Source organism: Ruegeria sp. AN11 (assembly GCF_056536005.1).
Window position 1 is genome coordinate 3,614,326 of record NZ_JBQFJD010000001.1, and the last position, 12,678, is coordinate 3,627,003.

The window sequence follows — 12,678 nt, forward strand, 5'->3', positions numbered from 1 at the left end:
CCAAAATGCAGTGCCCGGCGGCGAAATCAGCCCTGTCCCGGGAAGTGTTTCCGATGGCCCAGATCACCTTGAAAGGTGCTTTGTAGATAGGGCCAGATCGCATCATCCCGTATCTCCAGAGCATACGCCAGAGTATTTTTACGGATTTGCACAGCCCTGTCTTTGTGGTGAAGTCTACCGGCACGAATTGGGAGGACCAGCGGATGTCAGGCACCAACATCTATACCCGCCATCTGGATAAAAGCGGCGCGAACTACACACCGTTGTCTCCGCTCAGCTTTATCGAAAGGACGGCTCAGGTTTATCCGGATTATCCGTCCGTGGTTTACGGTGATCGCAGGTATACGTGGGAGGAAACCTACTCGCGTTGCCGCCAGCTTGCCGGGGCGCTTGCGGCGCACGGAATCGGGCAGGGGGATACGGTGTCGATCATTGCGGCCAATCTGCCTGAAATGTACGAGGCGCATTTTGGCGTGCCAATGGCAGGGGCAGTGCTGAACGCGATCAACACCCGGCTGGATGCTCCGATCGTTGCGTTCATCCTGAACCATGCCGAAGCCAAGGTTCTGCTGGTGGATCCCGAGTTTTCGGGCGTGGTCAACGAGGCGTTGAAACAGGTCGATCACGAGGTTCTGGTCATCGACATTGAAGACCCAAGTTTTGCCGGTGGCGAAAAGATCGGATCAGTGACCTATGATGATTTTCTGGCCACAGGTGACCCGCATTACAATTGGTCGTTGCCGGCAGATGAATGGGACGCCATCACGCTGAACTATACCTCCGGTACGACCGGAAACCCGAAGGGCGTCGTCTACCACCACAGGGGTGCCGCCCTGAACGCGCAATCGGATATTCTGGACTGGGACATGCCGAAACACTCGGTGTATCTGTGGACCCTGCCGATGTTTCACTGCAACGGGTGGTGTTTCCCTTGGGCCATGGCGGCCAATGCCGGGGTTTCGGTCTGCCTGCGTGCAGTGCGGGATGAGCCGATCTATGCCGCGTTCCGAGAGGAGAAAGTAACCCATTTCTGCGGTGCCCCCATTGTTCTGAACATGCTGGCCAATGCCCCGGACCACCTCAAGGTTTTTGATCATCCCATCAAGGTGATGACTGCCGGTGCGCCGCCGCCAGCCGCCGTCATCGAAAAGATGGAGGCCATGGGCGTTGAAGTGACCCATGTTTACGGGCTGACCGAGACATATGGCCCTTCGGTTGTCTGTGCGTGGAAAGAGAAATGGAACGAGCGGGGCGCGGATGAACGCGCCGCGCTGAAGGTGCGGCAGGGTGTGAAATACACGGCGCTGTCCGGCCTGATGGTCGCGGATCCGGAAACACTGGAACCTGTTCCGGCCGATGGCGAAACCATGGGTGAGATTTTTATGCAGGGCAACGTCGTGATGAAAGGGTACCTGAAAAACCCGGATGCCACGGACAAGGCGTTCCGGGGTGGTTGGTTCGCTTCGGGCGATCTTGGGGTGATGCATCCCGACGGCTATGTCGCGTTGAAGGACCGATCCAAGGACATCATTATTTCGGGGGGCGAAAACATCTCATCCGTCGAGGTTGAGGGGATCCTTTACAAGCATCCCGCCGTGATGGAGGCGGCAGTGGTCGCGCGCCCGGATGACAAGTGGGGCGAAACACCCTGTGCATTTGTCGAACTGAAGCCGGGCAGGGAAGCAACTGAGGCTGAAATTATCACCTTCTGCCGGGACAACATGGCCCATTTCAAAGCGCCCAAAACGGTGGTTTTCGGCGCATTGCCCAAGACTTCGACCGGCAAGATACAGAAATTCAAGCTGCGTGATCAGGCGCGAGGGCTTTCTTAGGTCCTGGCGTCATCGAATATTGACAGATCGAGAGGCAGCATCTCTCCCATCCAGATCGCGCGGTCACGGTGATCGCTCAGATGGTCGCCGGTCTCGGGGTGGGTAAATACGGTCAAACCCCTGCGGTTTATCATAAGCCAGGGAATGACCCGGTCGAATGCCTCCGGCCCAAAGCCCAATTGGCAACTCCACCGGGGGTGGGGGCCGACATTGCGCGCATGCATTCGGCCCACCTGAACGGGAAACAGACGCGCGGCTTCTTCACAGACAAGCCGGGCGGTTTCCTGTGTATCCGCGTCAAAATAGACATGGGCGTGATAGCCGGTAATTTCAGTCATATAGGGCCTCGATCATCATTCACTGGCCAAAGTGTACCGGCTGCACGGCTTCCTAGCCATCCTTGCCAAACACACAGAGACTGTGCGCTGAATCAGGCTGGGGCGTGCGCGTCAGGATATGCCGCTGCAAAGGCCGGGTGTTTGGCGCACGCGGCCTCAACTTGCAGGATTCGGGGCATTCCGCTCAGGTCGACCTGCCAGCGGCGCGCATTGTACATCTGCGGCATCAGGCACAGATCGGCCAGACCGGGCGCGTCTCCGGTGCAATACGGGGATTGATCGAACCCGCCCAGCAGGTCTTCAAACGCCAGCAGGCCGGGGCGAATGAAGTGACGCATCCAGTCCCCGGGCATGTCACCGGCCCCGCCGCTCAGCGTGGTGGCATGGCGCGCGACGGAAAGATTGCAGACGGGATGCAGGTCGACGGCAATGGAATGCGCCAGGGCCTGAACTTTGGCACGTTTGCCTGCGTCAGCTGGCAGCAGCCCCAGATTTCGCGTTTGATCGAGATACTCAAGGATTGCCAGAGACTGGGTCAGCCGCAGGCCGTCAATCTCCAGAACAGGAACGAAACCCTGCGGATTCCGGGACAGGTGGGCCTTTGACTTATGTTCGCCTGCAACCAGATCGACGACTTCCGACCGATAGGGGATGCCAGCCAGATTAAGGGCGATCCGAACCCGGTAGCTGGCCGATGACCGCCAGTAGTCATAAAGAACGACGTCATTCATCTTGGTCTCCGCTGCCAAATCACCCCTGCTCCTTTTTTGCCCATGTGCTGAATTGGTTGAGGCCGTCCCTGACGGAGACCTGTGGGGACCAGTTCAGCAGGCGGCGTGCCTTCGAGATATCGGCCAGAGCATAGCGAATGTCGCCGGCGCGGAAATCGCCGGTGACTTGGACGCCGTTGCGCGCGTCCCCGACAAGGCCGATCAGTTGCCGGGCCACGTCGATGATGGTCGCCGCCTCGCCCGCGCCGATATCCACGATCTGATCCGAGAAACTGTCCAGCGCGACGGTGCTGGCAAAGGCGCGCACAACGTCGTCGACATAGACAAAATCGCGGGTGATATCGCCGTCCTCGAAGATGTTGAGCGTCTTGCCCTGCATGATCTGGTCGGCAAAGATCGAGATCACGCCGGTATAGGGGTTCGACATGGACTGCCCCGGGCCATAGACGTTCTGCAGGCGCAGAATGCCGACCTCGGTCGGGGTGCCCCAGAAGGCCTGGGTCAGCAGGTATTCCTGCATCAGCTTGGTCGAGGCATAGATCGAGGCGGGTGCCACCGGGCAGGTATCGGCATTGGTCGGCACCGGTGTCAGGGTTTCGCCGCTGGCCGATTTCGGCAGGAAATCTCCGTTCGACATGTCCTGGCTGGTGCGGGCGACCGCAGGCACAAGGACGTTGTTGGCGTCCACGCAGGCGCCCTCACCATAGACGCTGCGCGAGCCGGCCAGAATGATGCGGCGCACCGGGGTATCGGCCGCGCGCACCGCCTCGATCAGGTTGGTGGTGCCGATGATGTTGACCTCGTTGTACCGGGTCGGGTGGTCAAAGGACTGGCCGGTGCCGGTTTCGGCGGCAAGGTGGAAGATGAACTCGGGCCGGACCTGCGACATGGCGCGCTGCATGTCGTCGCGCGAACGCACGTCGCCCACGATCATCTCCGCGCCCGAGGATTTGGCGATCCTGAAATTGGTCTCGTTCTGGAAATGAACCTGTGGGTGCAGAGAGTCGAAAATCGTGACGTCATGCCCTTGCTGAACAAGTTCAGCGCTCAGCCGCGACCCGATAAAACCCGCGCCCCCCGTGATCAGAATCTTCATTAAGCTATCCACCATGTCTACAGATGGCGCGTCACTAGTTCATTCAGGCGAATTTCGCAATGTAGCCCGGATGTGCCGGGTGCAACCTGCCTGAAAATTCAACGTCTCAGGCGTTGTCCTGGAGCCGGCAGGTGCCGGCATTTATTGGGGCAGGTGAGCCCAAATACTAGCTACAAGGCCAGTGCATTTAGGTTTCAACCGCCTCGCATGACCGGAGCACGTCCGCCACAAAAAGTTCAACTGCCTGTCTGTGCAGGCTGGAAGATCGCGTTGCGAGGTAGAATGTCGAGGTCCAGTGCAGTCTTTCAGGCGCAAGTTCTCTCAGACGGCCGTTTTGCCCAAGGCCTTCCACAAAGTGAACAGGCAGCGGCCCCAGAAAATGGCCGGTTTCAATCAATGTCGCCATCGCCTCCATATTCGCCACGACCGCTTTGGATTCCTGGGATTGCAGTTCCGGCGATACCAGCATGCCGTAGGACCGCTGGCAAATCTGATGTTGCGAGATGACGTCGAGATCGATCTTGTTGTCGGGCTGGTCGTACAATGGATGGTCTCGGCCGCAGTAGAGCCGATGTTCTTCCTGACACAGTTCATAATAGGTCAGTTCGGCAACCTGATTGCGAAAGGGCGCAATTGCCACATGCAGTTCCCCGGTCAGCAACCGTTGCGTCAATTCTGTTGGTGAGGCAACGACGACTTCCAGCTGCACCTCGTTTGGCCGATCCAGAAATCGCTTGAGGGCTTCTGCCAGGTTCAGCTCGGCCAACGAGTTGACAGCGTCCACGACGCCGATCCTCAAATCGCCGGCTATCGTGTTTCGAAGCCCCAGCAGTTCGGCATCAAAATCACGCGCGCTCCGCAATATGTCCTTGGCCTTTTTGTACGCAATCTCGCCGCGTTCCGTCAGCCAGAAACCGCCGCGCCCCCGTTCGCAGACCCGGTAACCAAGCGCAGCTTCCAGGTCGCGGATTCGGATGCTGATGGCTGATTGGGTGATACCCAGCGCATATTGCGCATCGGTGAATCCGCCGCAATCGACCACGGCAACAAAAGTCTCCAGAAGTGTATTTCTCAGCAGTTTCAACGATCAGCCCTCACTGAGGTCATTACATGAAGAATCCTTATGTCAACATTTACAGTATGATATTTTTTAATGAAAGGAACCGTGATGTGATCTCCCTCAGAAGCAACTGACTAAGCGAAACGGGAGGATATTCGCGTGGCTTTTACTCTGAGTACCCTAAGAACAACTGCGACCGCCGCGCTGCTCGGGCTGGCGCCCATTGGTGTGCTGGCGGAAGACTGGAAATTCGCCATCGAGGAAATTCCGGGCTCGATCATGGACGCCTATGCGCAGGAGTTCAAATCCCGCATCGAAACCGCGACGAATGGTGACGTGACCGTGACCGTCTATCCGATGGGCGCGCTGGGCACGCCGACAGAAACAGTCGAGCAGGCCGCCGATGGCATCATCCAGTTCACCAATGTCTCGATCGGCAACCTGGGCACTGTTGTGCCGGAAAGCCAGGTGTTCCTGCTGCCCTACCTGCTGCCGTCCGACCCGGCTGCAATCTCGAACATCCTGAGCAGTTCGGAAACCATATACGGCCCGATGAATGATGATTTCCGCCAGCGCGGTCTGGAAGTTCTGACGATGTATTCCGAAGGCCCGCAGGTCTGGACCACCAACCGCGAGATCCGCACGCCTGAAGACTTCGACAACTTCAAGATGCGCGTGATGGTGTCGCCGATCCTTCTGGAAACCTACAAGAACATGGGTGCAAGCCCGACGCCGCTGCCGTTTGGCGAAGTGTTCGGGGCGCTGCAACTGGGTGCTGTTGATGGTCAGGTCAACCCGATCCCGACCATCGAAGAGATGAAGTTTTATGAAGTCACCAGCCACCTGATCTGGGCTGGCGAGCAGGAGCTCGTCACCACAGTTGTGGCCGGTTCGGACTGGTTTGAAACCCTCAGCCCGGACCGCCAGCAGCTGGTACGTGACACCATGGCCGACATGACCGGGTTCATCGATGGCGTTGTCACCGACTTCAACCAGCAGCGTCTGGACATCATCAAGGAAGCCAAGCCTGACATCGGTCTGGTTGTTCTGACCGAAGAAGAGCGTGATGCGTTCCGCGCGCGCAGCACCGACACCTCGGCGACTTATGTTGATACCGTCGGTTCCCGCGGCCAGGAGTTGCTGGACGCGCTGCAGGCGGAGCTTGCGGGTAACTGATCTCCCCACCACTCACACAAAACTTCCTCACGCGCCCTGCGCGTGAGGGCTTTCAAAGGGAGGACACCATGCAAAGCGGCACCGCCACTCCCTTCGGCTTTTTGGGAAAGATCGACGCCGTCATCGGACGGATCGAAGTCTGCATCCTGGGCTGGGGGATCATCCTGATGGCCGTGAACACAATCGCCAATGTTTTTGGTCGCTATGTGTTCAACCAGTCCATCTATTTCTCTGAAGAACTGAACGAGTTCCTGATCGTCATCGTCACCTTCATGGGGCTGGGCTATGCCACCCGCAAGGGTATCCACATCCGCATGTCGGCGATCTATGACGCGCTGCCGATCAAACTGCGCAAGGGTCTGATGGTGGTGATTGCCGCCACCACCGCAGTCGTCATGGCGGTACTGGCCTGGTACGCGCTTGAATATGTTCAGAAAGTCGCCTCGCGCGGGCGAATAACCCCGGCGCTGCAGCTGCCGCTGTACCTAACTTACGTCTGGGTGGTGATCGGACTTGCGCTGGCCTCGTTCCAATACCTGTTGACCGCGATCCGCAACCTGAATTTCGCCGAGGAAGAGGTCTACGTCTCGTACCTCGAGATCGACAGCTACGAAGACCCCGAGACCGCGGCGGCCATCAAGAAATTCGAAGATTCCAAGGAGGCAGGCAAATGACCGAGTTGATGCTGGTCGTTATGATCGTCCTGCTGCTGGCAGGCTTCCCGATGAAAATGCCGCTGATCTCGGCGGCGGTGCTGGGGTTCCTTGTCTACTTCCCGGACATGAACATGCAGATCCTGATCCAACAGATGATCGGGGGTGTGAAACCGGCTGCGCTGATCGCGGTGCCGATGTTCATTCTGGCCGCTGACATCATCACACGCGGTCATTCCGCCAACCGGCTGATTGACCTGGTGATGAGCTTCATGGGCCATATCAAGGGCGGATTGGCGATCTCTGTCACCTCGGCCTGCGCACTGTTCGGCGCGGTTTGCGGCTCGACCCAGGCGACCGTGGTGGCCATCGGCGGCGCGATGCGCCCCCGGATGCTGAAATCGGGCTACAGCGACAGTTTCTCGATCGGTCTGATCGTGAACGCCGCCGACCTTGCATATCTGATCCCGCCTTCGATCGGCATGATCATTTATGGCGTCGTGTCGGGCACTTCGATCTCGCAACTGTTCATCGCCGGTATCCTGCCGGGTCTGCTGATCGTGGCGCTGTTCTCGGCCTATTGCATGGTCTACGCCTATCGCCATGACATCCCCGTGCTGCCGCGCGAGGGCTGGGCGCAGCGTTTTACCGCCCTGCGCAAAGCGCCATGGCCGATGGGTTTTCCAGCGATCATCGTGGGCGGTATTTATGGCGGTGTCTTCTCTCCGACCGAGGCGGCGGCGATCTGTGTGCTCTATGCGGTCGTGCTGGAGGTCGTGATCTTCCGCTCGATCAAGGTCGGTGATCTGTTCGATATCGCGTTGTCCACCGGTGCCATCACTTCGGTCGTTTTCATCCTGATTGCGGCAGGCGCGGCATTCAGCTGGACGCTGAGTTTTGCCCAGGTGCCACAGACAATCATCGCCGCACTGGGTCTGGAAAGTGCCAGCCCGCTGATGGTGTTGCTGGCAATCAACGTGGCCTTCTTCGTCGGCTGCATGTTTGTGGACTCGATCGTGGTGATCCTGATTCTGGTTCCGATCTTTGCGCCGATGATCAAATCCAGCGGCCTCGACCCGGTATTGGTCGGCGTCCTGATCACGCTTCAGGTTGCCATCGGCGCGGCCACGCCACCCTTCGGCTGCAACCTGTTCACTGCCATCGCGGTCTTCCGCCGCCCCTTTGTCGAGGTGGTACGCGGAGTACCCCCGTTCCTGATCATCCTTTTGATCGTGACGGGCTTGCTGATAACCTTCCCTCAAATCGCCCTGTTCCTGCCGGAACTGGCCTATCGCTAAACCATAAGAAACGGAGAAAATCATGTCGGGACATGGTTATGAAGCTGGTCGCCTGAATCTGCCTTTTGTCGGCATCTCGACCTTTGGCAAGAAGCCTTATGTCGAGAACTGGGACGAAATCGACGCGGATGTGGCGATCCTTGGCGCGCCATTCGATTTCGGCTGTCAGTTCCGCCCGGGCGCACGGTTCGGGCCACGCTCGGTGCGCGAGGCATCGACCCTGTTCAGCTTTGGTCACGCTGGTGCCTACGACCACGAGGATGACGCGACATATCTGGGCAGCGACGTGCGCATCGTCGATCTGGGGGACGCCGACATCATCCACACCAAGACCGAGGAGAGCCACGCCAACATCGAATACGGCGTCAGGAAAATTCTCGATGCCGGCGCGATCCCTGTCACCATCGGCGGCGACCATTCGGTCAACATTCCCTGCATCAACGCATATAAGGACGACTGCGCCAAAAACGGACCGATCCACGTGATCCAGATCGATGCGCATCTGGACTTCGTCGACGAACGGCACGGTGTCACCGTTGGCCATGGCAACCCGATGCGCCGCGCCATCGAAAAGGATTATGTCTCGGGCATGACCCAACTGGGCATCCGTAACGTGTCCTCGACCGCGAAAGAAGGTTATGACGATGCGCGGGCGCGCGGATCGGACATCCTGTCGGTGCGGCAGGTTCGCAAGCTGGGCGTCGAAGGCGTTTTGGATCGCATCCCGGAAGGCAGCCGGTACTATGTCACGATCGATATCGACGCTTTCTGCCCGTCGATTGCGCCGGGTACAGGAACACCCAGCCATGGCGGGTTTCAGTACTATGACGTGCTGGAAATCCTGCAGGGCCTCAGCAAACGCGGCGACGTGGTCGGCATCGATCTGGTCGAGGTCGCGCCTGCTTATGACCCCTCGGAAAGCACACAAATCCTGGCGGCCCAATTGTTGCTGAACTTTATCGGGTTCATTTTCCACAACAGGAAATAGGCTCCCTCCCATGGCGTTCTCTGATGCCGTGACATGCCGGCGCGCTGACAACAAACGTCGCGTGCCGGTTTGGACCGTTCCCATGATGCATTGACGGTTGCGAGGCTTGAACCAAGGCCCCTTTGCATCCTCGGACGATCGGTTCGGGAAGTGGCGCGAATCTCAAGATGTGCGACTCTAAGGGCGTGCAGTGTTTGTTCAATCCCCGGGAAAGCTATGGCCTGACTTACGAAACGTTTCGTTCATCAAGAAACTTCATCGTATTTTCCAGGCCTTGTTGCATGTGGTCTTCAAGGTGATCCAGCATGTCATCCAAGCTGTCCCCGTTGGCTAGCTGAATATACTTGTCGTGGGACTCATGGAGCGGGCCGCCACGCCCATGCGCCTTTTGATGCATGGCAAAGTAGAACTGCAGGTTGGGTTTCAGACGTTCCCAGCTTTGCAACAGCAGGGTATGCCCCGACAGCTCGTAGCACCAAGAATGAAGATGCATTTCGGCCATGATCGCACCGTATGGATCATTGTTCGAGATGCAATCGCATAGCTTGTTGTTTCGCATCTGCAGGTCGGCGAGGCTGATCAGATCGCGCTTGTCCCAGCAGAACCGGAAGGCCATCTTCTCGAGCCCGGTGCGAAACGAATAGATTTCATCCAGATCAACCGGATCCAATGTACGCAGGAACGTTCCGCGGAAAGGCAGATAGACCAGAAGCCCGATCTCACTCAATTGAACCATGGCCTCGCGAAGCGTTGCGCGGCTTACGTCCAATTGGGCGGCAACTTGTGTTTCCAGCAGCTTTGCACCCGGATCCAGATTGCCGGTCAGGATCAGTTTCTGGAGGCGCTCCAGTGTTCTGTCTTTCAGCGTGTCGCCGGATTTCTCTGGTGAGGATGCTTGCCGTGTCATTTCGATCCCGTTGATGGAACACCCGATGGGTGGAAGGCGAGATTACTTCTTTAAGTCAGGATAGCCAGAAAAATGACCGAAGCTGAACTTTCTATTCCGGTTCGATGGCTGGCTGTGGGGCGTGGAAACTAGAGTTAGTTCGAATATACAGTATTGTCGACAATATTTGAAATTGTCGACAATATGAAAATCCTGCTGTAGTGTCGTGCCGGGTGGGGATTCGAAAAGCGCGAAACCTGGCTGCGATTGCCCACCCCATCGGCAAGAACAGTTCATCCGGTCCGGAACCGGGATGACACAACAGGTGAAAAGGGAGAAATTCATGTTGTCGACCGGCGTTCTCAAAGGGAAAATGAACTCGGGGCTCGCGGTGATTGGCGCCGCCGCGCTGCTGTCGGGCGCTCCCGCAAAAGCCGAAGAGTTCCTGACCATCGGCACGGGCGGTGTTACCGGCATCTATTACGCCGTTGGCGGCGGTATCTGCCGGCTGGTCAATCAGGGACGGAAAGAGCACGGCATTCGCTGCTCGGTCGAGAGCACCGGCGGTTCGGTCTACAATCTGCGCACGATGCGTGAAGGTGAACTGGAGATGGGCATTGTGCAATCGGACTGGCAGTTCCACGCCTTGAACGGAACCAGCTTATTCGAAGAGGACGGTCCGGATTCGGAGCTTCGCAGCCTGTTTTCGCTGCATCCGGATACGGTCATCATCGCCGCGCGCAAGGATACGGGAATCGAGTCGCTGGACGATCTTGGCGGTCGGACCATCAACTTGGGCAATCCCGGCTCTGGTACGCGAGGGACGGCAGAGGTTCTGGTAGACGCGTTGGGTTGGGACATGGATCACTTCGGGCTGGTGACCGAATTGAAGTCCGCAGAACAATCCGCAGCGCTGTGCGACAATACTATCGAGGCGTTTCTGATGGTCGCTGGGAACCCGGTGGCCAACGTTCTGGAAGCCGCTACAACCTGCGACATCAACATCATTCCGGTTGAAGGCGAAGCCGTGCAGGCTCTGGTCGAGAGCAAACCCTATTACGGTAACGTCACAATTCCGGGTGGTCTGTACCGCGGCGTAGATGGAGACGTTCCGTCCTTCGGTCTTCCGTCCACCTTCGTGACATCCTCGGACGTGCCGGAAGAAACCGTATACGTGATGGTCAAGGCGGTCTTTGACAACTTTGATGCCTTCAAGTCGTTTCACCCGGCCTTTGCCAACCTCAAGAAAGAGGAGATGGTCGTAAACGGACTGTCCGCTCCGATGCACCCCGGTGCAGAGCGCTATTTCCGCGAAGTCGGGTTGTTAAACTAACCACCTTTACCGGGGCGGCGGCCATCGCCGCCTCTGCACCACCTAAACCCAGCGTCCAGCTACGAGCGAAGATATGAGCGAGCAATCCCTGAGCCATTCCACCCATGACGCGCAGGAAGACCTGCGCAATCGGGACATCAAGATCTTTCTCAACGGCAGGATCGCACCGCGCAGCGAAGCCATGGTGTCCGTCTACGATTCCGGCTTCATGCTGGGTGATGGAATGTGGGAGGGGCTACGGCTTTATGACGGTGTATGGGCGTTTTTTGACGAACACATGGATCGGTTTTTTAACAGCTGCAAGGCCGTCTCGATTGATGTTGGCATGACCAAGGCCGAGGTCCTGCAGGCGCTGAACGACACCGCCAAGGCCAACGGTATGACAACGGACGCGCATTGCCGGTTCATGGTGACTCGTGGTCCAAAGGACAAGCCGTTTCAGCATCCGGGGTTGTCACGTTCCGGGCCAACGGTAGTTGCGATCGTCGAGCACTCGAAGCCGGTGGACAGCCTGATGAGCCAGGGCATCCGGCTGGCCACCGTGCCTCAGGTGCGTGGCCTGCCGATGAGCCAGGACGCCAAGTATAACAGCCACTCGAAACTGAACTGCGTTATCGCATGTTTGCAGGCCGAGCAGGCGGGTGCCGACGAAGCCCTGATGCTGGACCCTCATGGCTTTGTGAACACCACGAATGCATGCAACTTTTTCATTGTGCGCCGTGGCGAGGTTTGGACATCCAACGGAGACTACTGCATGAATGGGGTGACGCGCCAAAAGGTCATCGACCTGTGCCATGCTAACGACATCCCTGTGTTCGAAAAGAACTACTCGCTCTACGAAGCCTATGGTGCCGACGAGGCATTCCTGACAGGTACTTTCGGCGCCCAGACACCCGTCGCGTCAATTGACGGGAAAAAGATCGGTGAACATGAAGGTGCCGGTCCAATGACACATCGCATCCGAGAGCTTTACAAGGAGCTTGTGCAGCGAAATGTCCACCATCAAGGCGGTTGCCCCTACTAAGCGGAGAGCATTGAGCGCGACCTGGCCAAACTGTTGCTTTTTTTCGGTCTGCTATGTGCGCGCCGTCTTCCAAAATGAGTGATGTTGAGGAAGGGGAACCTGCAAAATCACAGCGGACATTGTCCGCCCACATGGCCTCCAGAGTGAGAGAGGCATGTTCTTCCAACAGCAACTTGGCGTTATCCGCATCTTTGACCAGAGCAGCGTCGAACATGCCTATGGGATCAGAACCCTCAGTCCGGTTATCGCAAGCAACGACGGCT

Annotated in this window: 12 protein-coding genes; 7 read left to right on the top strand and 5 right to left on the bottom strand. The window is 57.8% G+C overall.

What is annotated here, in order from left to right; all coding sequences use genetic code 11:
- The first annotated feature begins 203 nt into the window (after nt 1–203).
- The gene (locus ACR3EQ_RS17885) at nt 204–1,832 is read left to right on the top strand and encodes an acyl-CoA synthetase (RefSeq protein ID WP_170616063.1); all 1,629 of its coding nucleotides are present in this window, start codon (nt 204–206) and stop codon (nt 1,830–1,832) included.
- On the opposite strand, the gene ACR3EQ_RS17890 is transcribed toward ACR3EQ_RS17885, so the two are convergent.
- The 4 genes from ACR3EQ_RS17890 to ACR3EQ_RS17905 form a co-directional block, all read right to left on the bottom strand.
- The gene (locus ACR3EQ_RS17890; RefSeq protein ID WP_170616064.1) at nt 1,829–2,170 is read right to left on the bottom strand and encodes a DOPA 4,5-dioxygenase family protein; all 342 of its coding nucleotides are present in this window, start codon (nt 2,168–2,170) and stop codon (nt 1,829–1,831) included. The genes ACR3EQ_RS17885 and ACR3EQ_RS17890 overlap by 4 nt on opposite strands.
- A 92-nt stretch (nt 2,171–2,262) precedes the next feature.
- Nucleotides 2,263–2,901, bottom strand: coding sequence for a maleylacetoacetate isomerase (gene maiA / locus ACR3EQ_RS17895; protein ID WP_170616066.1), 639 nt, complete (start codon nt 2,899–2,901; stop codon nt 2,263–2,265).
- A gap of 19 nt (nt 2,902–2,920) precedes the next feature.
- A complete protein-coding gene (locus ACR3EQ_RS17900) occupies nt 2,921–3,997 on the bottom strand; it encodes an NAD-dependent epimerase/dehydratase family protein (RefSeq protein ID WP_170611465.1) in 1,077 nt (358 codons plus the stop codon).
- A 187-nt stretch (nt 3,998–4,184) separates the two neighbouring features.
- The gene (locus tag ACR3EQ_RS17905; protein WP_170617298.1) at nt 4,185–5,081 is read right to left on the bottom strand and encodes a LysR family transcriptional regulator; all 897 of its coding nucleotides are present in this window, start codon (nt 5,079–5,081) and stop codon (nt 4,185–4,187) included.
- 135 nt (nt 5,082–5,216) lie between these two features.
- Between ACR3EQ_RS17905 and ACR3EQ_RS17910 the strand changes: the two genes are divergently transcribed.
- The 4 genes from ACR3EQ_RS17910 to speB all read left to right on the top strand — a co-directional run bounded on the left by ACR3EQ_RS17910 (nt 5,217) and on the right by speB (nt 9,172).
- Nucleotides 5,217–6,233, top strand: a complete 1,017-nt coding sequence (locus ACR3EQ_RS17910; RefSeq protein WP_480491413.1) for a TRAP transporter substrate-binding protein — start codon at nt 5,217–5,219, stop codon at nt 6,231–6,233.
- A gap of 68 nt (nt 6,234–6,301) precedes the next feature.
- The gene (locus ACR3EQ_RS17915) at nt 6,302–6,907 is read left to right on the top strand and encodes a TRAP transporter small permease (protein ID WP_480491415.1); all 606 of its coding nucleotides are present in this window, start codon (nt 6,302–6,304) and stop codon (nt 6,905–6,907) included.
- Nucleotides 6,904–8,184 carry a TRAP transporter large permease gene (locus ACR3EQ_RS17920; RefSeq protein ID WP_480491417.1) on the top strand — a complete coding sequence of 427 codons (1,281 nt, stop codon included), beginning with the start codon at nt 6,904–6,906 and terminating at the stop codon, nt 8,182–8,184. The genes ACR3EQ_RS17915 and ACR3EQ_RS17920 overlap by 4 nt, the downstream gene beginning before the upstream one ends.
- A 22-nt stretch (nt 8,185–8,206) precedes the next feature.
- Nucleotides 8,207–9,172, top strand: a complete 966-nt coding sequence (speB, locus tag ACR3EQ_RS17925) for an agmatinase (protein ID WP_480491419.1) — start codon at nt 8,207–8,209, stop codon at nt 9,170–9,172.
- Between the two features lie 226 nt (nt 9,173–9,398).
- On the opposite strand, the gene ACR3EQ_RS17930 is transcribed toward speB, so the two are convergent.
- Nucleotides 9,399–10,079 (bottom strand): GntR family transcriptional regulator, encoded by a 681-nt coding sequence (locus tag ACR3EQ_RS17930; protein ID WP_480491421.1) that lies wholly within the window; start codon nt 10,077–10,079, stop codon nt 9,399–9,401.
- Nucleotides 10,080–10,401: 322 nt separating this feature from the next.
- Between ACR3EQ_RS17930 and ACR3EQ_RS17935 the strand changes: the two genes are divergently transcribed.
- Both ACR3EQ_RS17935 and ACR3EQ_RS17940 read left to right on the top strand, forming a co-directional pair.
- Nucleotides 10,402–11,391, top strand: coding sequence for a TAXI family TRAP transporter solute-binding subunit (locus ACR3EQ_RS17935; RefSeq protein ID WP_480491422.1), 990 nt, complete (start codon nt 10,402–10,404; stop codon nt 11,389–11,391).
- 73 nt (nt 11,392–11,464) lie between these two features.
- The gene (locus ACR3EQ_RS17940; RefSeq protein ID WP_480491424.1) at nt 11,465–12,415 is read left to right on the top strand and encodes an aminotransferase class IV; all 951 of its coding nucleotides are present in this window, start codon (nt 11,465–11,467) and stop codon (nt 12,413–12,415) included.
- The last annotated feature ends 263 nt before the right edge of the window (nt 12,416–12,678 follow it).

Bases quoted from the DNA above. Each gene is read 5' to 3' on its own strand.
- ACR3EQ_RS17900 (WP_170611465.1), bottom strand. From the start codon at position 3,997: ATGAAGATTCTGATCACGGGGGGCGCGGGTTTTATCGGGTCGCGGCTG.
- ACR3EQ_RS17885 (WP_170616063.1), top strand. From the start codon at position 204: ATGTCAGGCACCAACATCTATACCCGCCATCTGGATAAAAGCGGCGCG.
- ACR3EQ_RS17930 (WP_480491421.1), bottom strand. From the start codon at position 10,079: ATGACACGGCAAGCATCCTCACCAGAGAAATCCGGCGACACGCTGAAA.
- speB (WP_480491419.1), top strand. From the start codon at position 8,207: ATGTCGGGACATGGTTATGAAGCTGGTCGCCTGAATCTGCCTTTTGTC.
- ACR3EQ_RS17915 (WP_480491415.1), top strand. From the start codon at position 6,302: ATGCAAAGCGGCACCGCCACTCCCTTCGGCTTTTTGGGAAAGATCGAC.
- ACR3EQ_RS17890 (WP_170616064.1), bottom strand. From the start codon at position 2,170: ATGACTGAAATTACCGGCTATCACGCCCATGTCTATTTTGACGCGGAT.
- ACR3EQ_RS17920 (WP_480491417.1), top strand. From the start codon at position 6,904: ATGACCGAGTTGATGCTGGTCGTTATGATCGTCCTGCTGCTGGCAGGC.
- maiA (WP_170616066.1), bottom strand. From the start codon at position 2,901: ATGAATGACGTCGTTCTTTATGACTACTGGCGGTCATCGGCCAGCTAC.
- ACR3EQ_RS17935 (WP_480491422.1), top strand. From the start codon at position 10,402: ATGTTGTCGACCGGCGTTCTCAAAGGGAAAATGAACTCGGGGCTCGCG.
- ACR3EQ_RS17940 (WP_480491424.1), top strand. From the start codon at position 11,465: ATGAGCGAGCAATCCCTGAGCCATTCCACCCATGACGCGCAGGAAGAC.